We start from the raw sequence: 24066 nt of genomic DNA on the forward strand, positions 1-24066 counted from the left end.
CAAGAATACTAACCAAATCAAACACTTCTATGTCTAGAAATTTACTGCAATTTCGGGTAGCGTTCGTGCTGTTCGGCAGTATGCTATTGACTGTGCTCGCTGGAAGCATAGCGGTAGCGCAGGTAACCACCGCCGTTATCAACGGTCTCGTAACAGACGATAAGGGTGTGGGCTTACCTGGTGCTACCGTTGTGGCTATTCACGAACCATCAGGTAGCCGGTATGGTACGACCACGAATGCATCGGGACGTTATACACTTCCAGGTGTCCGCGTGGGTGGACCGTTTAAGATTACTACTACGTTTGTTGGCTTCAAAGATCAGGTAAAAGACGGAGTTTTTACAAACCTCGGTACGTCCTCTGACGTGAATTTCAATCTGTCAGATGCTAGTTCTCAGCTTACAGAGGTTGTTGTTTCAGGAAACCGTAGTGGTATTTTTAGCTCTGAACGTACAGGAGCCGCTGCTACCTATGGTCGGGAGACGATCAATACTGTACCAACCATTGGTCGTACGCTGAATGACGTTACTAAATATAATGCTTACGGAAACGGTCAGTCATTTGGTGGCCAGGATTCCCGCTTCAATAACATCACGATTGATGGAGCTGTTTTTAACAACGGTTTCGGTTTAGGATCATCGGCTCAGGCTGGTGGACGTACTGGTACAACGGCTGTCTCACTGGATGCTCTGGATGAAATTCAGTTGAACGTAGCGCCTTATGATGTTCGTCAGACGGGTTTCTCTGGAGCTGGTATCAACGCCGTAACGCGCTCTGGAACGAACGATTTCTCAGGATCGGTTTATTACCTGTTTCAGAATAGTGACTTAGCTGGGAAAAAAGCAGATGGCCAGGATTTGCCACCGGTGACGATCAATAAGAATACGCAGGGTTTCCGGATTGGTGGTCCGATCATTAAGAACAAGTTGTTCTTCTTCGCGAACGTAGAGCAGTATAAAAGTAGTGCACCCGCGCTCGACTGGGTAGCTAACCGGGGAACAACTGGCGGTAACGTATCGCGCGTCTTAGCATCTGATCTGGATGATCTTTCCAAGTTTATGAAAGATAATTTTAACCGTGATCTGGGAGCTATTGATAACTTTAACAATGATGTGAAAAGTTTGAAAGGGTTGCTTCGACTCGACTGGAACATCAACGACAATCATAAACTTGCTGTTCGTTACTCACATCACGACTCGGAGTCGGATCAGGCCATCAGCAATAGTAATAGCAGCAGTACGGCAGGTTTTGGTAACCGTACGGGTTATTCGTCAACGGGTTATTCGGGTAGAGACGCTCTTTCGCCACAGAACACGGGCTACAAAATTGCGGATAATACCCGCTCGATTGCTGTGGAACTGAACTCTACATTTGGCGGTAAATTCGCGAATAAACTGGTTGGTACGTACAACAAACAAATCGAAGATCGTACTTACCGTACAGACATCTTTCCAACCATCGATATTCTGAAAGATGGAACGACATACACCTCTATCGGTTTTGATCCGTTTACGCCAAACAACAAGCTTAATTATTCGACGCTGAATATTACTGACAATTTCAGTGTATTTGCCGGTAAGCACACGCTAACGTTTGGTTTGGCCTATGAGAAATATACATCGAACAACGTATTCTTCCCAGCGTCGAATGGTGTTTATGTATACAGATCGATTGATGAATTTAAACAAGCGGCACTGGCTTCGATAAATAATCCAACGGCTACCACCTCGCCGGTTCCATTAGCTCGTTATAACCTGCGTTATTCGCTGGTACCTGGTGGTGCCGAGCCTTTACAAACTTTACATAGAAGTTCGTATAGTGCCTATGTACAGGATGAGTTCCAGATCAATCCGAGCTTTAAGCTGACGGCTGGTATACGGGCTGATATTTTCGCGTACGATAATTCGACGGCCGCAGCCTTTAACAACCCACGTGTAGCTCTCCAGACATATCGGGATGAAAACGGGGCCGATTATAAGCTCAATACGGGCGCTTTCCCGAAACCTCGCCTGCTGATTTCTCCCCGTGTTGGGTTCAACTGGGATGTAAAAGGGGATAGATCAACACAAATCCGCGGAGGTAGCGGTCTGTTCGTATCGCGTATTCCTGAAGTACTGGTATCCAATCAGTTAGGCAATAATGGGGTTAATACAGGCGTCCTAACCGTTAACTATGATGCTACCAGACCTGATGATACCAGGAGATTCCCATTTGTAACTGATCCTAGCAAATTGCCAGCCGGTGTATTGCCCAATCCCCAAACCACCGATGTTTCGAGTTTGACAGGTTACGCGGTTAACGCAACGGACCCTGATCTGAAATATCCTGTGGTCTGGAAAACAAACATTGCTATTGATCAACGGTTGCCCTGGGGCTTGATAGGTACGTTGGAAGTGATTTATAACAAGACAATTCAGGGACTGCGCTACATTGACGCCAACCTGAAAGCTCCGGATCGCCAGCTTACCGGTCCCGACACGCGGGGGCGTTACCCAAATGGAACGACCCGCTTTATCAACTATCCGTATAACACAAACGCCTTCGTACTGAAAAATACGACCGAGGGAAATGCGTACACATTCACGGCAAAACTCGAAAAGCCTGCGAATAATGGGCTTGGTGGAATGTTAGCCTATACGTATGGACTGGCCAGAGATTTGCAATCGGTTGGTAGTACGGTTGTGGGGAACGCACCAACCGTTGGCGGACAGAATTACCTGACTGTATCGTTCGGAGATAATGACTTACGGCATCGAATCATCGGCTACGTAAATTATCGGCTGACTTATGGCGGTAAGTTCGGTGGAGCAACAACCTTTACGCTGGGTATGCAATCGACCAGCGGTTATAAAGTATCATACGTTTATGGTAGTGATCTGAATGGTGACGGACAAAATAATAACGACCTGCTCTTCGTACCGGCGAAAGCGACCGATCTGGCGTTTGCTTCAACGACCGTCGGTTCAGGTACTTCTGCCGTTGTTTATTCACCAGAGCAACAACAGGCGGCTTTCGAATCGTATATCGAAGGAAACGAATACCTGAAAACGCGCCGTGGCCAGTATAGTGAGCGTAACGGTGGCTATGCGCCCTGGCTGACCCGTTTCGACTTCACCGTGATGCAGGAGTTCTTTGTAAGAACAGGAGCTAAAGGCACCCGGCATACGATTCAGTTCCGGGCCGATATTTTGAACGTTGGTAACCTGTTGAATAACAAATGGGGAGTAGGCTGGCTGAATACGTCGGCTAACCCGCTGACGGTAGCTAGTGTAAATACTGCCGGTTTGCCAACATATCGGCTTGCAACGCAAACTCTCACTGACAATGGGGTTAACCAGACAATTCTGCTCAGAGATTCGTTTGTGAAAAACATAACGATTGATAACGTTTGGCAGGCTCAGCTTGGCATTCGTTATTCATTCTAGTCGAGCATTTATCAAGTCAGCAAAATCCCCCGCACACCAAGTCGTGACGGGGGATTTTGATTTATAGAAGTCTATGAAGATTCCGTTTTTAGTCTTACTCATTACGCTTGTAGCGAGCAATGTAGCTGCGCAACAGATAAATCGCTTTCAGAATACTCAGTCTATTGATGATTTCTTTCAGTATAAACCCAACCGGAAACGGCCACTCATACTTGCTCATCGGGGTGGACCTGGTCCGGCAGATACGGAGAACTCAATTGTAACCTTCGCCAAAACGGCAAAGATGCTTCCAGATGCAATCATCGAAATGGATGTGCGTATGACGCGCGACAGTAGTTTTGTTTTGTTACATGACGCTACGTTGGACCGGGAATCGAATGCCAAAGGACCCGTTGCAGAATGGACATTGTCTGATCTGAGAGAAATAAAGCTTAAAACCCTTGTTGGAGAGTTGACAGATCAGCAAATACCAACCTTCTCCGAAATACTTGCCTGGAACAAGAACCGTTTTATGCTAGCTCTGGATATAAAGCCAGGAACCGATCCATTGTCCGTAATGAAAGAAGTTCAAAAACAGCAGGCTGAGTATTCAGTTTTTGTCATTTGCTACTCATTTCTCGAGGCTCAACGGGTACGGAATCGCTATCCGACGCTCTGGTTGGCCGTTGGCATAAATGGAATAGAAGATATAGCGCGATTAGAGAAAGATTCGCTGCTTATTGGGCGTAGATTAATTGCGTTAACACCCCAGAAAGTGCAGCCTGCCTCTTTTTACGAACGTCTACACAAACTTGGAATTCCCTGTTCAGTCGGTACGTATGGTGCTGGTCAGCTGGATGAGAAACCAGTAACAGAGGCAACTCAAGAATATCGGGCTTTATTTAGGCAAGGAGGAGATATCATTACCACAGATCGCCCGGTTGAAGTCTCAAAATTATTCTAATCCAGTTAGTTTGTCCAATGCGAACTTGCTTGTTATTTCTATGCTTGGCTTTATGGATAGGTACTAAAGCCCTGGCGCAGGAGCTGGGAAAACCCCTATCGGATTGGCAACCCGGTGGGCTTGATATCCATCATATCAATACAGGTCAGGGAAATGCTACGTTTATCATTCTGCCGGAAGGAACGACATTATTGGTGGATGCTGGGGCAATTAATTCTAATGACTGGCGAACGAACAAACCCCGGAATATTCCCACTAAACCGAATAACAGTCGGCAGGCGGGCGAGTGGATTGCCCGTTATATACAGAATGCATTACGTTTCCAACGCACCCCAGCTATAGATTATGCACTCATAACACATTTCCATGACGACCATATGGGAACACCCCTGAACGTAACAAAGCGGTCAGCTAGTGGGTATGTGTTAACGGGAATCACTGAAGTCGGAGAGTATATTCCTATTCGTAAAATCCTGGATCGGGGATGGCCAGATTATGCCTACCCACGCTCGTTTGCGAATGATTCGATGGTAGCTAATTATCGTCAGTTTTTGAATTGGCAGATCAAACAGAAAAGGGTAAATGTAGAGCGGTTTCAAGCAGGTCGAACAGATCAGATTATCTCGATTAATCAGACTGCTCTTCGACAAAAATATTCATTTCAAATCATTAACCTGGCTGTAAATGGGCAAATACGTACGGGAAATGGAAGGCAGACACAGTCCCTTTTTCCGGATTTGACATCACTGAAGCCAGCGGACTATCCCAACGAAAACATGTGTAGTATTGCCTTTCAGATTCGCTACGGTCAATTTGATTATTTTTCGGGAGGAGATATTCAGGGAGTGCTTCAGTTTGGGGCACCCGCCTGGCACGACGTTGAAACGCCAATTGCTAACGTAGTAGGTCCAGTTGACGTGCAACTAGTTGACCATCATGGTTATGCTGATTCACAAAATGGAGCTTTGTTAAAAAGCTTGCGTCCACGCGTTTTGGTAGTACCAGCCTGGGCTTCTTCACACCCCGCTCCTGATGTTCTTGAGCGCATCTATTCTGAGCAGTTATACAAGGGCGAGCGGGACGTATTCGCGATAAATTTACTTGAGGACGCTAAAAAAGCCATATCTAGTTTTTTGCCTGGGCTAAAAAGTCAGTCAGGCCATGTGGTAATTCGGGTTGCTCCTGGTGGCGCTACGTATCGTGTTCTGATTTTGAGTGATAGCGATGAATCGTTCACTGTAAAGGCGATTTACGGTCCATATCAGTCTGAGTAAATACCAGACTTTCAGGGCAAAATCGCTGATTTGCCATCTGTACGTTTTGTTTTCAGCATATCGGTTCCCGCCTGATAACCCTGCACGATCATACGACTGATATCATCCGAAGTAAATTTCATTAGGTTTAAAAAGAGCGGTTCCGTCGGGCGAACGATAGTTAGCTGGAGATTTCTACCGTGAAGTTTTTCGCGTTCGGCAAAGCGTTCGGCCCAGGCAATGTCGTTGTTAACCAGTTGATTCACCGTAATATCCTTTACCCGATCGGCTAGATTCAGCAGGTTTCGATAGTTGAATTTTTCGTTATATATTTTTTTAGCGTGACAGGCCACACAGGTAATGTCAGTAGCACCATCTTCAATGGCTACACGTAACGGAGCTACTTCGCGGAGTCCACCATCTAAAAAAGCCCGGCGATGGTCACCCCCGATTTGGACAGCCGGCATTAGAAAGGGTAGCGAGCTACTGGCATAAACGTAATCCAGGAAATCCGGATCGTGCGCATCTGCGTAGCACATATCACCCTCAATAATATCAACGGCGCCGACTTTAAGCGTTACAGGTCCATTTTTAATGGCTTCCACATCAACGTGACTACGAATCAGATTTTTGATAGGTGAGTTATCCAGCAAACCCTCAAAACGACTCATAACCGTATTATAACCCATGCGAAATCTAGATCGGATAACCGCTACGTCGTCGGGTTTTGTAATATTTCGAATCCAGAATTCAATTAAATATTTTCCAACTTTCACCCAGTCAACCTGGCCATTTTCGCCGTGTTGACGAGCTGCTTCATTGGCAATAAACGTAGCATTAAGACTACCGACCGAGATTCCGTAAAGTTTGTCAGGAACGAAGCCTGATTCGAACAGCGCCATCACGGCACCAACCTGAAAGGCACCTTTAAGTGAACCACCTCCTAATACCAGGGCTTTTGTTGGCGATTGTGTTTGAGGGGTAATGGCGTCGACTTGCGGAACGGGCGGTATCGGATTATCGATCATATATGAATGGCATATGTGGCACAAACGGCACACCTCGACGGAAAATTGTCTTTTTTCGACCAATAAACAAAACGAAACCTCGCACGGATAGTTTTTAGAAAGGCTTCTGGATTTGGAAATGGCTTTTCGGCTTCTGCACTTTCCTTACTATACTTGCCAGAAATTTAGTCGATAGGCACGGTCTGCCATAGTGGTCTATCACTATCGATCCTTAGTTCTTATCACTTTCGACAGTCAACTGACCGCAACGACGGACCGTGACCATCGATTTATAACGCCAAAATGCCTCTCACCGTCGCTGATATACAAGCCCCAATTGCTGCCGAAATGGAGTTGTTCGAGCAGAAATTCCGGGGGCAGATGAAAAGCGAGGTTATGCTGCTTGATCAAATCATGAAATACATCGTGAAACGGAAGGGCAAGCAGCTCCGGCCGATGTTTGTATTTCTGACAGCAGGCGTTTTTGGTAAAATTACGGAAGCAACGTACCGGGGGGCCTCTCTGATTGAATTGCTGCACACCGCTACGCTTGTCCATGACGATGTAGTTGATGATTCGAATTATCGGCGCGGCTTCTTTTCGATTAATGCGCTGTGGAAAAATAAAATAGCCGTGCTCGTAGGTGATTACCTGTTATCACGTGGGCTATTGCTGTCGATAGACAATGGTGATTTCGAGTTACTTCAGCTTGTTTCGCGGGCCGTGCGCGAATTGAGTGAAGGAGAACTGCTCCAGATTGAAAAAGCGCGTCGGCTGGATATTACAGAGGATGTTTATTACGAGATTATTCGTCAAAAAACGGCTTCGCTCATTGCCGCTTGTTGTGCGGTAGGCGCGCGTTCAGTAGGTGTAGCGCAGGAAATCGTTGAGCAGGCGCGCATATTTGGTGAGAAAGTTGGGATTGCGTTCCAGATAAAAGACGATCTGTTTGATTACGGAACGGCAGAGGTCGGTAAACCACTGGGGATCGACATTAAAGAGAAAAAAATGACTTTGCCGCTTATTTTCGCGCTCAATAAAGCGGGTTTCCTGGAAAAACGTCGAATTATTAACATTATTAAAAACGAAAGTGAAAACCCGAAAAAAGTTGACGAGGTTATCCGTTTCGTTAAAAGTTCAGGTGGTATTGAATATGCCACAGAAGCGATGAATCATTACGTTGCTGAAGCCCAGACGCTCTTGAATTCGTTTCCTGATTCGCCCTATCGGAAATCGCTGCACCAGTTGGTACAATATACGATTGAACGGAGTAAGTAGTCGAGAGTAGCTTTTCTGATTTATACAAAGCCTTACTTTATCGACGATTGCTCCCTGCAATTTGTTTGTACATTTGCAAAGACCAACATTTATTTAAGCAGTTTCATGCGTCTACAGTCTACTTGCCTGCTTCTGTCCTTGCTGGCTGCTACAGCCTTTGCTCAACCCACAAAATCAACGGGTATTTCCCAAACAATTTCTACTGCCAATCGTGCGGCCTTAGCCCGGCCAAAACTTGTTGTTGGTATCGTTGTTGACCAGATGCGGTACGACTACTTGTATCGATACTACGATAAATTCGGTACGGGGGGCTTTCGGCGTATGATGGATGGCGGTTTTAACGCTCGTAATAACCATTATCATTACGCTGCTACGTATACAGGCCCAGGTCACGCAGCTATCTATACCGGCTCGGCTCCTGCGCTAAATGGAATTGTCGGCAATGACTTTTATGAACGGAACATTGGCCGGTTAATGTACTGTGCCGAAGATACCACGGTCAGTACGGTAGGGAATACCGGTACTGCCGGTAAGATGTCGCCCCGAAACTTACTCGTAACAACCATTGGCGATCAACTTAAACTCGGTACGGACGGTCGGGCAAAAGTGATTGGTATAGCCCTGAAAGATCGGGGAGCTATCATGCCAGCTGGCCACGCGGCTGATGGCGCCTATTGGTTTGATTCGAAAGACGGTAATTTTATTACCAGCACGTTCTACCAGAAAGAATTACCTAAATGGGTACAGGATTTTAATGCCCGTAAACTACCTGAGCAATTCATCAGTCAGAAATGGGAGCCCACGCTGGCAATGAATCAATACACCGAAAGCACCATTGATGATGAACCCTATGAATCGGTGCTGACTGGCGAAACGAAACCAATTTTTCCGCACACGTTTACTATTCAGGCGGGCGGACTTAAATATGAACCCTTACGTACCAGTCCTTACGGTGATCAAATTACAAAAGAGTTCGCATTGGCGGCTCTTAAGGGTGAACAACTAGGCCAGCATGACGTAACGGACATGCTTTGCGTGAGTTTTTCATCGCCTGATTACATTGGTCACGCCTTTGGTACGCATGCGGTCGAAACCGAGGATAACTACATTCGGCTTGACCGTCAGCTGACGGATATTTTTAACCAATTAGATGCTACAGTCGGTAAAGGCCAATGGCTGGCGTTTCTGTCGGCCGATCATGGTGTGGTTGACGCCCCTGGTTTTCTAAAGCAGTACCGGATTCCGGCGGGCGTGCGAGGGTATGGTGAAATCGGTGAAACGGTGAAAAAGGCCCTTGAGCAAGCTTACGGACCAGGCCAGTGGATGTTGTCATATTTCAATCAGCAGATTTACTTGAATCATACGTTATTAACCGAAAAGAAAATTGCCATCCAACAGGTATATGAGTTATTGCAAAATGCATTGCTGAAGCAAAAAGCAGTCGTTAACGTAATAAATTTGCACAATCTCGGTGCTGAGGCCATACCTGAATTGCAATTGAATCTGTTTCGGAATGTCTATCATCCGAATCGAAGCGGTGATTTCTACGTATTGCAGCCACCCGGTTGGCTTGAAGGCCGTGAGCGGGGCACAACCCATGGCACTATCTATGCCTACGATACCCACGTACCATTTTTAGTATATGGTTGGGGCGTTAAACCAGGCGAGACGTTACGTCGGACACACATACATGATATTGCGCCAACCATTACAGCCCTGCTCCACCTGCTCGAACCCAGTGGCTGCATTGGTAATCCAGTTGTAGAAGCGATTAAATAGTATTGACTGGGAGGAGATTATAAAAATATCACTTCTTTAAATCCGAAATAGCGAACCTTATTGCCTTCGGCAATGGCTAAACGCCCTGTCTCATCGACACCGATAATAATACCGCGAAAATACGTCCCTTCTCGCTCAAATACGTGTTCTTCCTGATACCGATAAAGTATCTGCAAATAACTGATTTTTAATGCGTCACGTTGACCGGAGCGTAATTGTAAATAGCGCTGCTCCAAGGTTTCGCAGAGACGACTGAGCAACCCTGCGATGTCATAGCTATTGGGTAAAGGAGCTTGTTTTTGTAACGACGTAGCGGTTGGATAACTAAATTCCGTTTGATTAATGTTTAGTCCAATACCAACTACCGACCACTCGATATTATAACCATGCAACGTATTCTCGATTAAAATTCCACCCAATTTTTGGCTGCCGACGTAAATATCATTGGGCCATTTGATACGTAGCGCATCTCCTGCGAGAGGTTGAAGAAGATCATAAATTCCCAGCGAAATGGCAATATTCAACCAGAACTGCTCACTTGCCGATAAAAACGTTGGTTTCAGAATAAGCGAAATGGTTAGATTCTGCCCAGGTTTCGCTTCCCACTGATTGCCACGCTGTCCACGACCTGCCGTTTGGTAATCGGTAATAATGACCGTGCCTTCAGGCGGGTCGGTTTGGGCAATCAAAGCAGCCGCTTCGTCGTTAGTAGACTGACAGGTTGGCAGGTATTGGATTTTTTGCCCAAGAAAAAGTGTTTTGGGATAGATTTTGTACAAAAGATTGTATAGTTTAGTAGAGTATAAGTAAAAGCTAATAAATGGTGCTGTGGGCGTTTTACGTTCATTAGGCAAAGTACCCGCTGATCAGCTTACCGTGCAATGTTAAACCGAAAGCATGAGAATTAACAAAAACAGTGAATTTACCGCCGAGCAGATCCGTGACTTCGTTGTCCGGGGTATGCAGGAAAAAAAAGCGCAGGACATCGTAGTAATGGATTTGCGCAAAGTCAAAAATGCTATCTGCGATTATTTCGTTCTTTGTTCGGGTAACTCCGACACGCAAATTGACGCCATCTCAACGTCGATAGAAGAAGAAGTTTACAAAGCAAGTAAGCAAGACCCCTGGCACAAGGAAGGAAAACTAAACCGGGAGTGGATCTTGCTGGATTACGTTGATGTGGTGGCTCACGTCTTTAAAAAAGACCGTCGCGCCTTTTACGATCTTGAGCAATTGTGGGGTGATGCCGAGATCCATATGATCGAAGAGAGCGCCCTAACAGCAGTATCCTGAACGAGAACAGCTTACCTTTTTTCAACCTGGGTAAACTGGTCCTGATAGGGAGCCGCTTATGGGACTGACGAACCGTTTGTCCTAACCGTTTCGCGGGAGAAACATTCACTCGCGAAACGGTGTTACTTTTTTAGAAATCCGTTTGTACAACCTGAGGAAATGGCAGAAAATAATAAAAATCCATTAGTACCCCGTGGCGGGCCACGTAAGCCCAACTTTCAGGGCTGGATTGTTGCGTTGCTGATTGCCGCCATTCTTGGCATTACGTTCTTTAACCGAAGCACAGCTACTCGTGATATTCCGCAAAAGCGGTTTGAGCAAATGGTGAAAGATCATGAAGTGGCGGAAGTCGTAATTGTGAACGACAAAGTTGCCGAGGTGACCCTTACCCAGCAGGCTGCGCAGAGCCCTAAATACCGTAGTCTGTTTGCTGATAAACCCTATTTTGGAAGTAACAATCATGGACCGCACTTCCAAATCCAGATTGCTTCTGGTGAAACCTTTAAGAAGGACTTAGACGCAATGGAAAAAGACGTCCCGGCGAATGAGAAAGTTGAATACCGATTCGAACAACGTAGTGATTTTGGTAGCATTATCAGTACGTGGGGATTTTTGATTGTGTTGATCCTGTCGATGTACTTTTTGCTGGGCCGAATGTCAGGCGCTGGCGGACCCGGTGGACAGATTTTCAACATTGGGAAATCGAAAGCTGCTCTGTTCGATGCGGATAATAAGGTTAAAATTACGTTTAACGACGTAGCGGGCCTTGATGAAGCGAAAGAAGAGATAAAAGAAATCGTTGATTACCTGAAGAATCCAACCAAGTTTACCAAACTGGGTGCAAAAATTCCGAAAGGTGCTTTGCTGATTGGCCCTCCTGGTACAGGTAAAACCTTGCTGGCGAAAGCCGTTGCGGGTGAAGCGGGGGTGCCGTTCTTTTCGCTTTCCGGTTCTGACTTCGTTGAAATGTTTGTTGGAGTTGGTGCCGCTCGGGTGCGTGATCTCTTTAAGCAAGCGAAGGAAAAAGCGCCCTGTATCATTTTCATTGATGAGATCGACGCAGTAGGTCGTTCCCGTGGTCGTGGCTCAATGCCTGGTGCCAACGATGAGCGTGAGAACACGTTGAACTCGCTACTGGTTGAAATGGACGGATTTGCTACAGACTCAGGAATTATCATCCTGGCCGCTACCAACCGCCCTGACGTACTAGATCCGGCTTTATCCCGTCCGGGTCGTTTCGATCGTCAGATCAGCATTGATAAACCCGACATTATTGGTCGTGAAGCTATCTTCCGGGTGCACTTGAAGCCTATTAAGTTAGCGGCTGATGTTGATCCAAAAGAATTAGCTGCGCAGACGCCGGGTTTTGCGGGAGCAGAAATTGCAAACGTTTGTAATGAAGCTGCCCTGATTGCGGCACGTAGCGACAAAGAAGCCGTCGATATGAAGGACTTCCAGGACGCGATGGATCGTGTAATTGGTGGTCTGGAAAAGAAAAACAAGATTATTTCTCCAGAAGAGAAAGAGATTGTCGCTTATCATGAAGCTGGTCACGCTGTAGCAGGCTGGTTCCTTGAGCATGCTGATCCGCTCGTAAAAGTGACGATTGTACCGCGTGGCGTTGCAGCTTTGGGCTATGCGCAGTATTTACCTCGTGAGCAGTATCTGTACCGTACAGAACAGCTCATGGACGAAATGTGTATGGCATTAGGTGGCCGGGCAGCTGAAGATTTGATCTTTGGTAAGGTATCGACAGGTGCTCTAAGCGATCTGGAACGTATCACCAAACTAGCTTATAGCATGGTGACTATGTACGGTATGAACGATAAAATTGGAAACGTATCGTTCTACGATTCCAAACAATCGGACTATGCATTTAATAAGCCTTACTCGGAAGAAACGGCTAAGCATATTGACGAAGAGGTTCGTAAGATCGTTGACATTGCCTATACGCGGACGAAGGGATTGCTAACCGAACACCGCGAAGCTCTGGAAATCATCGCTAAAGAACTGCTTGAAAAGGAAATTCTGTATCAGAACGACTTAGTGCGTTTAATCGGCAAGCGCCCATTTGAACGTGAAACCGTTTATCAGGCCTATAAGAACAAAGGCGTAGCAGAAGAGATCAAAGAAGAAATCGGTAAGGAAGCTAAACCAGCTGAAACCGAACCTGAATCACTGCCTCTGTAAGTTCATATTCAGTTAAACAAAAAGGGATTCCTATATAGGAATCCCTTTTTGTTTGATTACTTTTTGCCAAGCTCAATTACCTGCATATCCTTAATCTGACCTACGTCGAGTGAGAAACGGAGTATAGTTCGCATGGTATGAAATCCTGTTTTACCGGCTGCACCAGGATTAATAAATAACAGATTATTCATCGTTGAGTCGCGCATAACTTTGAGAATATGCGAATGGCCACAAACGAAAATATCTGGCGAACTCTCGATTAATTTCGGGCGAACATTTGGATTGTATTTGGGTGGTGAACCTCCAATATGTGTTATCCATATGTCCAGACCTTCAAGGGTAAAGCGTTGATGAGAGGGTAAATCACTGGCTTCGCGGTCGATGTTTCCGCACACGATACGTAACGGACGAAAATTTTTTAACTGTTCAGCAACAGTCAGCGCACCCACATCGCCTGCATGCCAGATTTCGTCACATTCCGCAAAATGGGTAAAAATCTGAGGGTCGAGATAGCTATGCGTATCTGATAAAAGGCCGATACGTGTCATATAGTCAGGCTAATACAAAAGGTAGAATCAAGAAAGAATCAAATCTTTCATTTCGCTCCGAATCCGTTTCTTGTCAATTTTACCAACGCTGGTTTTCGGAATTTCCGGAACAAATACAATCCGATCGGGTACGTACCATTTATGTAACTCACCACGATTTACTTTTGCCTGCAAAACAGCTTTGATTCCCTCTGCACTTAAAGTATACCCTGGTTTTTGTACGATAAGCGCATGAGGTCGTTCGCCCCAACGGTCGTCGGGTAAACCAATTACAGCGGATTCAGCAACGCCTTCTACCTGCGACAAAACATCTTCCATATCCAGTGATGAAACCCATTCACCCCCGGTTTTAATAACGTCTTTTGTCCGGTCAGCGATAATAACCCAGTTGTCCGGCGTGATACTCGCTACGTCGCCTGTATGTAGCCAGCCGCCTTGCCAGAGCGTAGCACCTCGTTCTGGATCATTGAAATAACCCTGTGTAAGCCATGGGCCTCGCGCAACAATTTCGCCGAGCGAATGACCATCGTGCTGAACGAAATTACCGGTATCGTCCATCAGCCGCATCTCAACAAACGGCGAAATCCGACCCGCGCGCGTGCGTAAGTCAAGCTGCTCGCTGGCGGATAACTGCTTTTCCTGTTCATTCAAATAGCCGACAGCCATAACGGGCGCTGTCTCGGACATGCCGTAACCTGACATCACCGTAATTCCCAAGTCAATAGCTGCTTTGGCCAGCCCCTTTGTTAGCGCTGAACCACCGATCAAAACTTTCCAGCGGCTGAGATTTTCGCGGTATTTCTGAGCTGCCGGGCTGCTGACGAGCATGTTCAGAATAGTCGGAACGCAGTGTGACAACGTAACGCCTTCTGTAATCAGTAACCGAAGCAGCACTTCCGGCTCGTAGCGACCTGGATAAACCTGTTTGGCCGACATCATGGTTGCGAGAAAAGGAAACCCCCACGCATGTACGTGAAAGAGGGGCGTAATGGGCATATACACATCCGATGAGCCTTTGAATGGCATCGCTTCGTAGCCGATGATATAGGTCAGCAAGCCCATCGTGTGCATAAACAACTGTCGATGGGAAAAATAAACGCCTTTTGGATTACCCGTTGTTCCTGTCGTATAAAACGTGGTAGCCCACGTATTTTCGTCAAAATCAGGGAAATCAAATTCTGATAATGCTTTTTGTAGTAAGGCCTCATATTCGCCCGAAAAACCAGCCGGTATTTCGGCAAGTGGCGTTCCCGAATAAACTTTATCACTCAGGACGATATACGTCTGTACTGTCGTAAGCTGATCCTTTATCGCGTTTACAATAGGCAGGAAATCTTCGTGGATAAGCACCACTTTATCTTCTGCATGGTTCATGGTAAACAGGATTTGAGCAGGCGATAACCGTACGTTGACGGTGTGTAAAATGGCTCCCATGCTCGTGATGCCAAAAAAGCATTCAAGGTAGCGATGGCTATCCCAGTCTAGAACAGCTATAGTATCGCCTGGTTTGACGCCTGCCTCGGTCAGTACGTTAGCCAGTTGGCGCACACGCTGATTAAACGTAACGTAATTCATCCGAAACAAGTCACGATAAACAATTTCACGTTGAGGCTCGTATCGGAGCGATTGGGCTAACAAGCTCTTTATAAGCATTGGTGGCTCATGGGCCTCGTCGGTGCGTGGAATAAGTTTTGTCTGAATCATGATTACCAGTTGGGTTTAGATACAAAACGTAGGAATCGAAGATAGGATTGAACGATCTAAAGAAAAAATAGAAACCAATAAAAATAGCCCATTACCTGAGCGCTCAGGTAATGGGCTACTACCCACTGATATATCAGTGTTACAGAAGTAATCCAGCTAACGTTGCCGACATGTAACTGGCTAGTGTACCACAGATAAGGGCTTTAAAACCTAGTTTTGCCAAGTCACTACGTCGTTTTGGGGCTAACTCACCAATGCCACCCACCTGAATCGCAATTGAACTGAAGTTGGCGAAACCACAGAGTGCAAAGCTGACAATAGCAATTGTTTTCGGATCGAGGGTAGGTTTGATCTTGACCAGCTCCAGATAAGCAACAAATTCGTTCACAACCATTTTCGTCCCCATCAGCGATCCAGCCGCCAGAATGTCTTTGGTTGGAACACCCATCGCCCAGGCAAAAATGGAAAATACTTTACCCAGCAGAAAATTGAGGCTTAAATTGCTCATCCCAAGTACGTAGAAACCGAGCCGGAACAACAGACTATCAATCAGAGCGATCAGGGCAATGAACCCAATCAGCATGGCCACTACGTTAAGACCTACTTTTAAGCCTTCGCTCGCACCGGCAGCAATCGCATCAAGAAGGTTAGCGTACACTTTCTTGATCTCAACTTTTATAACGCCCTGTGTTTCTGAAGCTTGTGTCTCTGGCATGACGATCTTACTGATTACCAATGCTCCTGGTGCAGCCATAATGCTGGCAGCAAGCAAATAAGGAGCGGGTACACCGAGCGAAATGTAAACAGCTAATACCCCCCCCGCAATGCAGGCAAATGATCCCGTCATACTAGCCAATAGTTCGGAATTGGTCATGCCGTTCAGGTAAGGCTTAATCATAATCTGTGCTTCAACCTGGCCTACAAACGTACTTGCTACGTTGGAGAGGGCCTCAGCACCACTAACCCCCATTAGCCATTTCATCGCGCGGGCCATCACCGCTACGATACGTTGCATGATGCCCAGGTGGTAGAAAATATTGACGAGTACGGCTACGAAAATGATGGTTGGAATAACTTTGAAAAAGAAGATGAAATCATTCCCTGGACCAAATGCTTTTTGTAATACGTCCGTTCTAACGAGCGAAGAGAAAACGAATTCAGCGCCGATGTTAGCCTTCTGCAGGAGCCGGTCGACGTAATAGCCAAGGCCCTGAAAAAGGTTTTGACCAACGTCGGTTTTAAGCACGAAAACGGCTAATCCGAATTGAAGAGCTAACCCAACCCCAACGGTGCGGTAATTAATTGATTTACGATTATCAGAGAGGGCATAAGCAATGCCCAAAATTAAAACAATGCCGATCAGCCCGGTAAAACGATCCATTCAATAAAGACGAAGTACAGTTAGGTGGGCTAAGATACAAAAAGAGTACTTAGTAAACGCGAACAGGACAAAATGGCAAATAATATTCGCCCTTTTGTCCTGTTTTAATAAAACTATATCAGGCAATTAACGTCGATAAGTTCAAAGAAAAACCAGGTAATACATCGTCACCAGATAGTTGGCTGAAGCCAGTTATTTCCTGCTTAGCCTGATTAGGACGATAAACATAAGTTGTTTGATTGCTCAGATCAATCAACCAGCCTAGACGGCAACCATTGGCCATCCAATCATCCATCTTCTCGAAGCAATCTTTCAGGCGGTCAGACTGCGAACGTAATTCAAGCACGAAATCCGGACACAAGGGTAAAATTTTTCGTCGTTGCTCCGGAGTTAGAGCGTCCCAACGACTTTGGGTAATGGCAGCAACGTCCGGCGACATAATTGATGTGTCGGGAAGCCGGAAGGCGGTTGACGAATCGAAAAATTTACCAAATCGGGCCTGCCAATTCCAAATGGCGAAGTCAGCACTAATTTCAACGTTGTTATTACCCGTTTCTCCGCCTGTGTTTGCTATAAAAACAATATCCCCATTCTTTCGACGCTCAAACTTCAGGTCGGAATTGTCCTGGCAAAAGCGAATGAACTCATCATCGTTCATTCGTAAATCTTCCGGCAAACGCACCCGTATGGATTCCATACCTTTATAATGAAGCAATCAAAAATAGGAAGTTGTTTACTAAATATTCGCAATAGCTCGTTCAGCCCCTTCCTGGTACTCTTCCTCAATCTTGGCTATTTCAGTTGGCTTAACATCTACTTCGAACAGGCGAGCTTCCGTCACTTCTTTTTCCGTCACATCAAAAAAGCGCTGATGCATGTTGAATGGTTCACTACCTTCTGACACATCACATTTTTTGAAATTACCATCTTCTTCCAGCTCATAAGCATTTACATTATCATGCAGATTATAGCTCAGAATCAGAATGGCTAGTTGCTTTACACGAGTGTCGGCCAGATAAAATAACGATTCGATACGTCGGTCGAAGCTGCGTACCATTACGTCCGCGCTACCGCCATACACTTTCGGATCGCCATTGTTATGAAAGTAAAAAATTCGGGTATGTTCCAGGAAATCACCAACAATCGATCGCACGGTAATGTGATCGCTCAATCCGGCCCGATGGGGTCGTAAGCAGCAGATTCCTCGAACAACCAATCGAACGGGTACACCTGCCTGCGATGCTTTGTATAGCTCATCGATCACCTGCTTATCTTCCAGCGAGTTAACTTTTATACAAATTCCACTGGGTAAGCCACGCTGCGCATTATCCGCTTCGATTCTGATTAGCTTGAGCAGTTGCTCACGCATGTCGCGCGGAGCTGTGATTAAGTATTGATATTCATTCGGTAATGAATGACCCGTGATGACATTGAAGAATTCTGAAATATCGTGTGTATACGTTTCATTCGTCGTTAGCAGACCAATATCGGTATAGAGTTTCGACGTGTCTTCATTGTAATTACCAGTTGCCATATGGGCATAACGGACTACACGACTTCCTTCGTTACGTACTACCAGCAACAGTTTCGTATGCGTCTTAAACTTACTGATCCCATAAATTACGAAGCAGCCCGCTTTCTGCAGCTTTTGGGCTTCACGAATGTTATTTTCTTCGTCAAAACGCGCTTTTACTTCGAATAGTACCGATACGTGTTTCCCATTTTCGGCGGCTTTCAAGAGCGCTTCCGTAATACGTGACCGTTTGGCTAGCCGGTAGACAGTAATTTTGATTGCTAAAACGTTTGGATCTTCGGCAGCTTGTTCGAGTAACTGCAATACCGGTTCAAAGTTGTTATACGGATGGTGTAGCAGTAAGTCGCGTTGTTTAATAATCTCGAAAATGTCGTCGGTTTTATCACGGCTAATGCCCAGTGGAGGAACTGGCACGTGGGGAAGAGGCATATCGTCTTTAAACTCAGGATTGCCTATGATTTGCCAGAAAGCCGAAAAATCGAGGAGCGTGTTCGACTCGAAGATATTTAAATCATCAATCTCCCAGCGTTTTTTGAGCAGATTCAGCAACCAGGGAGAAGCAATTTCTCCACTGCCATTCGTTTCTATATCGACCCGCGTAACACGTCCAAGTCGTCGATTTTTGATTTTCTGCCGAACCTCGTCAATAAAATCGACTTCGTCATCATCGTTCTCGTCAAGCGTAAAATCACCGTTACGCGTGATTCGAAATAAATTCAACGATAATATTTCGACGTTACGGTAGAGTTTTTTAATGTTCCATCGAACGATTTCCTCTATGGGCAAAAACACAACATTATCTTCCCGTTCGAACGATAAAAAGCGGGGTAAGTTAGCTGGAATCTGTACGAATGATAGCCGTTGCCGATCCTCTTCCTCTTCTGTCGACTGATTCTGTAACGTAGTGCCTTCAGGACTTTGCGTAATGACGCCGAATATAAGCACCTTCGCCAGCAAAACTGGGAACGTATGCGTATAATCATAAAGCATAGGCGTTAACGTCGGATAAATAGCCCGATCGAAATAGTTTGTTGCTTCAGCCTGTTCGTCGTCGGTTAGTTGGTCGTAAGTAATTAATTGAAGGCCATTATCGGGAAATAAAGGCAATAGTTGTTCAGAAAAAACGACTTGCTGTTCCTGAAAAAATTGATGAGCCGTCGTATATAGCGCTTTCCGAAAGGGTACTTCACGCAGACCTGAATAGTCGATACGTTGCTTATGATAGTCCAGATAGTTGTACAAACTCCCAACGCGAATCATGAAAAACTCGTCGAGGTTTGAGGCTGAGATCGCCAGAAATTTCAACCGCTCCATCAGTGGGCGGTCAATGTTACGGGCTTGATCAAGAACACGTTCGTTAAATTTGAGCCAGCTTAAGTCGCGGCTTAGGTAGTCGCTCTGATCAATGACACTGCTAACTTTTTCACTGACCTTGGCCGTTTTGTCTATTGTGGGAGTAGGTGAGTGAGGTTGGCGTTGGGTGAAACGAGAAACCAGATTACCTAATTTCATAAGATTCGGATTCAAGGAATAACGCATACTCAATTTAAAGCTTTGAAGTAAAACAAAAAAGCGGGCTTTTCGGCCCGCCTTATGTTATCATTCGGTTAAACATCCACTCGGGCGTATTTGGCGTTCCGTTCGATGAATTCGCGTCGGGGGGCGACCTCATCGCCCATCAACGTCGAAAAGACGTGGTCGGCATCGGCGGCCGACTCAACCGTTACGATTTTCAGGCTGCGTGTATCGGGGTTCATGGTCGTGCTCCAGAGTTGCTCCGCATTCATCTCACCCAGACCTTTGTAGCGTTGAACGCCCACATTTTCCTCACGACCGCCACCTGCTAACTCTTTCACCGCCATTTCACGTTGGGCTTCGGTCCAGCAATAACGCTCTTCTTTACCTTTCTTAACAAGATATAGGGGCGGTTGAGCAATATAAATGTAGCCGTTGTCGATCAACGCTTTCATATTGCGGTAGAACAGCGTCAGAATCAACGTACGGATGTGGCTACCATCGACGTCAGCATCAGTCATAATAATGATTTTGTGGTAACGAAGCTTCTCTAAGTTCATTACCGTTTCGTCATCTTTCTTTTCAAGCCGAATGCCCAGTGCCGTCCATATATTTTTGATTTCTTCGTTTTCGTAAATCTTGTGTTCCATCGCCTTTTCAACGTTCAGAATCTTACCACGTAGTGGTAGGATAGCCTGAAACGCCCGGTTACGGCCCTGCTTGGCGGTACCGCCAGCTGAATCGCCTTCAACAAGGTATAGTTCACATTTTTCTGGATCGGTATCGGAGCAGTCAGCGAGTTTACCCGGCAGACCCATACCACCCATAAAGTCTTTACGCTCGGTCATGATCCGCTTATAGGCCAGATCGGCAGCGATACGTGCCTGAGCGGACACAAGCACTTTCTTGACAATACCCGCTGCTGTTTTCGGGTTCTCTTCCAGCCACGTTTCGAGCATGTCGGCCATTGCCTGGCTAACGGCGCTTACGACGTCCTGGTTGCCCAGTTTAGTTTTGGTCTGCCCTTCAAATTGGGGTTCCTGAACTTTTACCGAAATAACGGCCGTTAGACCCTTGCGAAAATCTTCACCGCTAAACGCTACCTTGCCTGAATTCTTTGGCAATACGCCGGGGTTTTTGTCAGCGTAGTTCTTCAGCACCCGTGTTAAAGCCGACCGGAAGCCCTGTACGTGCGTACCGCCTTCATGCGTATTGATGTTGTTAACGTACGACAGGACGTTTTCGCCAGCTTCGTAATTATAAACCAGAGCTACCTGTACGGGCGTTGACCCTTTCGTGCTCTCCATATAAATAGGTTTCATCCCATCGAGCGCCGGGCGTGTTTCGTCCAGATACTGGACGAACTCGACAAGACCACCTTCCGAGAAAAAATCGTCCTGACGTAGTGGATCGCCATTTTCGTCCAGTTCGCGCAGGTCGTTCAGGAAAACGTGTATGCCTTTGTTCAGATAAGCTAGTTCACGCAGGCGACCTGCTACCGTATCATACTTATAAACGGTATCGGTAAAGATGCTCGCGTCGGGTTTGAAACGTACTGTTGTGCCATGATCTTCGGCTTCGCCAATAACCCGCACATCGTATTGTGGGAACCCGGTTTTATATTCCTGTTCGAAGATTTTACCATCGCGGTGTACTTCCACGCGCAGATCGGTCGAGAGTGCATTTACGCAGGAAACACCCACACCGTGCAGACCTCCCGAAACCTTATAGTTGTCTTTATCGAATTTACCACCGGCGTGGAGAACGGTCATAACTACCTGCAGAGCTGAAACGCCCATTTTGGTGTTGATGCCGGTTGGAATTCCGCGGCCATTATCCTGTACAGTAATGGAATTGTCAGGGTTAATCGTTACCGTAATCTTGTCACAGTAGCCAGCTAAGGCTTCGTCAATGGAGTTATCAACGACCTCCCAAATCAGGTGGTGCAGTCCGCGCGTACCCACATCGCCTATGTACATGGATGGGCGTTTGCGAACGGCTTCCAGACCTTCTAACACCTGTATGTTATCGGCACCATAGTTGCTTAACGCAGTTTCGACGGGAGCATCTGCTTCAATTAATTCGTTGGTCATATCAGAATGGAAAAATGTCGGAAATTTGTTGTTTCGAGCTTAGGAAAAGGCTTACTTACGTAAACTTTATAGATTGTAAAAATACAAAAAATAATTGTCTTTTCCTAGCATGTCTGGTAAGATTGGCTTAATATACAAAAAAATGCTTTACTAGCCAACACCTTTGCTAATTAGTGGCTTTTTCGAGCATACTGACGTATTTACACGCTTTTTTCTGACGTCAGCCAAGTGGGTAAGTAACGGAAAAAATAAGCTTTTAAACGCCCTTTTTCAAGAGAGATGATTTCACGAAATAGTATTATTGGAAAGGCGAAAAAATAAAAGCCGAATCAGGAAGATTCGGCTTTGCAAAAAACGTATTCATAAGCGCAATTAATCTTCTGGATAGGGGATGTACACAAATCCTGCAAAATCACCATGAACCACGAACAGACAGCAGTATTCGTCGGCTGCCTTGTAATTTTCTTTCCACAAATCCACCGACTCGGGTCCAATCAGTTCGCGTTGCACAAACTCATCCAGAAAAGACGCTTTATAATTCCACTGGTTGTCTAATTCGTTGACGCCGATTAGCAGTTGACCAACCGGTACGTCCCGACGCGAGGCCACAAAAACCGGATAGTCGGAGAAGCCGCGTTTTCGGATCTGATACGAAGCCTCTTTGATCTGGTCGGCAACCTTGACAAAATCCGACGAAATGGTGCCCATCAATTCCTTGTTGACATCGTAGGAGTTTGCGTCGTCGAGAAGAGTATTTTCGTTGCTATGATTGATCATAAAAATAATAAATCGCTAGTGATCAGTCGCTAGTCAGAAGTCGTTTTGCCGCTGGTACCGGATGGATGACTACTGCCTGACAACTTGTTTTAAAACCGGGCGGCCAGCAAGAGGTCTAAATCTTTAAAACGCAAGTTGAACTTACGGGCTATATAGGCGTTGGTGAGCGTCCCCTTATGCGTATAAACACCTTTCATAAACCAACGGTTCGCATACATCATCTGTTCGATACCACCGTTCGTACCTGTTTCAAGTAAAAACGGCAGAAAGATATTGCTCAGCGCCATACTCGCTGTGTAGGCCACACGAGCGGCAATGTTCGGAACACAATAGTGAATAACGCCCATGTGCTTGTACGTGGGATGCTTGTGAGTCGTCATACGCGAGGTCTCAAAATTACCCCCCTGATCAATCGCCACGTCGATGATTACGGAATCAGGCTTCATGCGGCCAACCATTTCTTCCGTGACAACAACCGGGCTGGGTCCATCGTCGGCGCGCAGGGCGCCAATAACAAGATCGGCCCGCTGAATAGCTTCAGCCATGGTGTCGGAGTCGATAATGGAGGTGTAAATGTGCTGACCAATCGCGTATTTTAGTCGCTGGAGCTTATACAGATGCTTGTCGAACACTTTTACGTCAGCTCCCATACCCAGCGCCGTACGAATGGCATATTCGTTTACTGTACCAGCACCAAGCATAACGATTTTTGTTGGCGGAACGCCCGTAATGCCACCCAGAATAATGCCTCGACCATTATCAGCATTGCTCAAATATTCAGCAGCAATGAGCATCACCGTACTACCCGCGATCTCACTCATTGACCGAATAATGGGTAAGCCTTCGCTCTGATCCTCAATGTATTCGTAGGCAAACGCCGTCAGATTCTTGCTATTGATTTTTTCAAAATACGCCCGGTCATGAGCAGGTAGATTGAGGGCTGATATAACTGTACTGCCCGATTTTACATGCTCAAATTCAGCCTCGACCAGTGGTTCAACTTTCAGGATTAAATTGGCCTCATAAACCTCTTTTGGGGATTGAGCAATCTGTGCGCCAGCCTCACTGTACTCTGTATCGGTAAACTTGGCTTTTTCGCCAGCCCCCTTTTCAACGATTACGTTATGCCCGTTACGTACTAAAATAGACACCGCTTCGGGAGTAAGCGCAATGCGATTTTCCTGAAGCGATACTTCTTTTGGTAAACCGATAAGTAAGCTATTTTGGGCGCTTTTTAGCGCCAATGGGGCTTCTTTCGGATATAGGGCCGTTTGTTTGGCCAATTGTTCGAATCCAGTCACATGTAAAAAGTTTACGATTTACTGTCGGTTAACGTCCCAGCTATT

17 protein-coding genes are annotated in these 24066 nt (G+C 46.1%); 7 read left to right on the top strand and 10 right to left on the bottom strand.

The window, feature by feature from the left end; all coding sequences use genetic code 11:
- Positions 1 to 29 precede the first annotated feature (29 nt).
- From IC230_RS07480 to IC230_RS07490, 3 genes are all read left to right on the top strand, one after another.
- On the top strand, positions 30 to 3425 hold the full coding sequence (locus IC230_RS07480) for a TonB-dependent receptor (RefSeq protein ID WP_191038347.1): 3396 nt from the start codon (positions 30 to 32) through the stop codon (positions 3423 to 3425).
- Between the two features lie 73 nt (positions 3426 to 3498).
- Positions 3499 to 4368: a glycerophosphodiester phosphodiesterase family protein gene (locus tag IC230_RS07485; protein ID WP_191038348.1), complete on the top strand. Its 870-nt coding sequence runs from the start codon at positions 3499 to 3501 to the stop codon at positions 4366 to 4368.
- Between the two features lie 17 nt (positions 4369 to 4385).
- Positions 4386 to 5642, top strand: coding sequence for a ComEC/Rec2 family competence protein (locus tag IC230_RS07490; protein WP_191038349.1), 1257 nt, complete (start codon positions 4386 to 4388; stop codon positions 5640 to 5642).
- 11 nt (positions 5643 to 5653) lie between these two features.
- On the opposite strand, the gene IC230_RS07495 is transcribed toward IC230_RS07490, so the two are convergent.
- The gene (locus tag IC230_RS07495) at positions 5654 to 6649 is read right to left on the bottom strand and encodes a patatin-like phospholipase family protein (RefSeq protein ID WP_191038350.1); all 996 of its coding nucleotides are present in this window, start codon (positions 6647 to 6649) and stop codon (positions 5654 to 5656) included.
- A 282-nt stretch (positions 6650 to 6931) separates the two neighbouring features.
- On the opposite strand from IC230_RS07495, the gene IC230_RS07500 reads away from it, so the two are divergent.
- Together IC230_RS07500 and pafA are read left to right on the top strand one after the other, a co-directional pair.
- Entirely contained in the window at positions 6932 to 7906 is a 975-nt protein-coding gene (locus IC230_RS07500; RefSeq protein WP_191038351.1) for a polyprenyl synthetase family protein, read from the top strand.
- Between the two features lie 105 nt (positions 7907 to 8011).
- Positions 8012 to 9685 (top strand): alkaline phosphatase PafA, encoded by a 1674-nt coding sequence (pafA, locus tag IC230_RS07505; RefSeq protein WP_191038352.1) that lies wholly within the window; start codon positions 8012 to 8014, stop codon positions 9683 to 9685.
- A gap of 17 nt (positions 9686 to 9702) precedes the next feature.
- Here pafA and IC230_RS07510 read toward each other — a convergent pair whose 3' ends face one another.
- The gene (locus IC230_RS07510; RefSeq protein WP_191038353.1) at positions 9703 to 10464 is read right to left on the bottom strand and encodes a biotin--[acetyl-CoA-carboxylase] ligase; all 762 of its coding nucleotides are present in this window, start codon (positions 10462 to 10464) and stop codon (positions 9703 to 9705) included.
- 118 nt (positions 10465 to 10582) lie between these two features.
- Here IC230_RS07510 and rsfS point away from each other — a divergent pair, with 118 nt between their 5' ends.
- Positions 10583 to 10978 (top strand): ribosome silencing factor, encoded by a 396-nt coding sequence (rsfS, locus tag IC230_RS07515; protein WP_191038354.1) that lies wholly within the window; start codon positions 10583 to 10585, stop codon positions 10976 to 10978.
- A 159-nt stretch (positions 10979 to 11137) separates the two neighbouring features.
- Positions 11138 to 13168, top strand: coding sequence for an ATP-dependent zinc metalloprotease FtsH (gene ftsH, locus IC230_RS07520; protein ID WP_191038355.1), 2031 nt, complete (start codon positions 11138 to 11140; stop codon positions 13166 to 13168).
- Positions 13169 to 13224: 56 nt separating this feature from the next.
- On the opposite strand, the gene IC230_RS07525 is transcribed toward ftsH, so the two are convergent.
- The 8 genes from IC230_RS07525 to IC230_RS07560 all read right to left on the bottom strand — a co-directional run bounded on the left by IC230_RS07525 (position 13225) and on the right by IC230_RS07560 (position 24021).
- Positions 13225 to 13716 carry a metallophosphoesterase family protein gene (locus IC230_RS07525; RefSeq protein ID WP_191038356.1) on the bottom strand — a complete coding sequence of 164 codons (492 nt, stop codon included), beginning with the start codon at positions 13714 to 13716 and terminating at the stop codon, positions 13225 to 13227.
- 27 nt (positions 13717 to 13743) lie between these two features.
- A complete protein-coding gene (locus IC230_RS07530; RefSeq protein WP_191038357.1) occupies positions 13744 to 15420 on the bottom strand; it encodes a fatty acid--CoA ligase in 1677 nt (558 codons plus the stop codon).
- Between the two features lie 139 nt (positions 15421 to 15559).
- On the bottom strand, positions 15560 to 16801 hold the full coding sequence (locus IC230_RS07535; RefSeq protein ID WP_191038358.1) for a NupC/NupG family nucleoside CNT transporter: 1242 nt from the start codon (positions 16799 to 16801) through the stop codon (positions 15560 to 15562).
- Between the two features lie 118 nt (positions 16802 to 16919).
- Positions 16920 to 17498: a Uma2 family endonuclease gene (locus IC230_RS07540; RefSeq protein ID WP_191038359.1), complete on the bottom strand. Its 579-nt coding sequence runs from the start codon at positions 17496 to 17498 to the stop codon at positions 16920 to 16922.
- 39 nt (positions 17499 to 17537) lie between these two features.
- A complete protein-coding gene (gene ppk1, locus IC230_RS07545; RefSeq protein ID WP_191038360.1) occupies positions 17538 to 19874 on the bottom strand; it encodes a polyphosphate kinase 1 in 2337 nt (778 codons plus the stop codon).
- Positions 19875 to 19942: 68 nt separating this feature from the next.
- Positions 19943 to 21943 (bottom strand): DNA topoisomerase (ATP-hydrolyzing) subunit B, encoded by a 2001-nt coding sequence (gene gyrB, locus IC230_RS07550; RefSeq protein WP_191038361.1) that lies wholly within the window; start codon positions 21941 to 21943, stop codon positions 19943 to 19945.
- Between the two features lie 372 nt (positions 21944 to 22315).
- Complete coding sequence (locus tag IC230_RS07555) at positions 22316 to 22720, bottom strand: hypothetical protein (RefSeq protein WP_191038362.1); 405 nt, start codon at positions 22718 to 22720, stop codon at positions 22316 to 22318.
- 89 nt (positions 22721 to 22809) lie between these two features.
- A complete protein-coding gene (locus IC230_RS07560) occupies positions 22810 to 24021 on the bottom strand; it encodes an alanine dehydrogenase (RefSeq protein ID WP_191038363.1) in 1212 nt (403 codons plus the stop codon).
- Positions 24022 to 24066 lie beyond the last annotated feature (45 nt).

This window comes from Spirosoma validum, from assembly GCF_014699035.1.
GTDB lineage: Bacteria > Bacteroidota > Bacteroidia > Cytophagales > Spirosomataceae > Spirosoma > Spirosoma validum.

Coding starts and splice junctions, on each gene's coding strand:
- pafA (WP_191038352.1), top strand. CDS start 8,012: ATGCGTCTACAGTCTACTTGCCTGCTTCTGTCCTTGCTGGCTGCTACA.
- rsfS (WP_191038354.1), top strand. CDS start 10,583: ATGAGAATTAACAAAAACAGTGAATTTACCGCCGAGCAGATCCGTGAC.
- IC230_RS07530 (WP_191038357.1), bottom strand. CDS start 15,420: ATGATTCAGACAAAACTTATTCCACGCACCGACGAGGCCCATGAGCCA.
- IC230_RS07480 (WP_191038347.1), top strand. CDS start 30: ATGTCTAGAAATTTACTGCAATTTCGGGTAGCGTTCGTGCTGTTCGGC.
- IC230_RS07490 (WP_191038349.1), top strand. CDS start 4,386: ATGCGAACTTGCTTGTTATTTCTATGCTTGGCTTTATGGATAGGTACT.
- IC230_RS07525 (WP_191038356.1), bottom strand. CDS start 13,716: ATGACACGTATCGGCCTTTTATCAGATACGCATAGCTATCTCGACCCT.
- ftsH (WP_191038355.1), top strand. CDS start 11,138: ATGGCAGAAAATAATAAAAATCCATTAGTACCCCGTGGCGGGCCACGT.
- IC230_RS07555 (WP_191038362.1), bottom strand. CDS start 22,720: ATGATCAATCATAGCAACGAAAATACTCTTCTCGACGACGCAAACTCC.
- IC230_RS07485 (WP_191038348.1), top strand. CDS start 3,499: ATGAAGATTCCGTTTTTAGTCTTACTCATTACGCTTGTAGCGAGCAAT.
- IC230_RS07540 (WP_191038359.1), bottom strand. CDS start 17,498: ATGGAATCCATACGGGTGCGTTTGCCGGAAGATTTACGAATGAACGAT.
- IC230_RS07535 (WP_191038358.1), bottom strand. CDS start 16,801: ATGGATCGTTTTACCGGGCTGATCGGCATTGTTTTAATTTTGGGCATT.
- IC230_RS07495 (WP_191038350.1), bottom strand. CDS start 6,649: ATGATCGATAATCCGATACCGCCCGTTCCGCAAGTCGACGCCATTACC.
- ppk1 (WP_191038360.1), bottom strand. CDS start 19,874: ATGCGTTATTCCTTGAATCCGAATCTTATGAAATTAGGTAATCTGGTT.
- IC230_RS07500 (WP_191038351.1), top strand. CDS start 6,932: ATGCCTCTCACCGTCGCTGATATACAAGCCCCAATTGCTGCCGAAATG.
- gyrB (WP_191038361.1), bottom strand. CDS start 21,943: ATGACCAACGAATTAATTGAAGCAGATGCTCCCGTCGAAACTGCGTTA.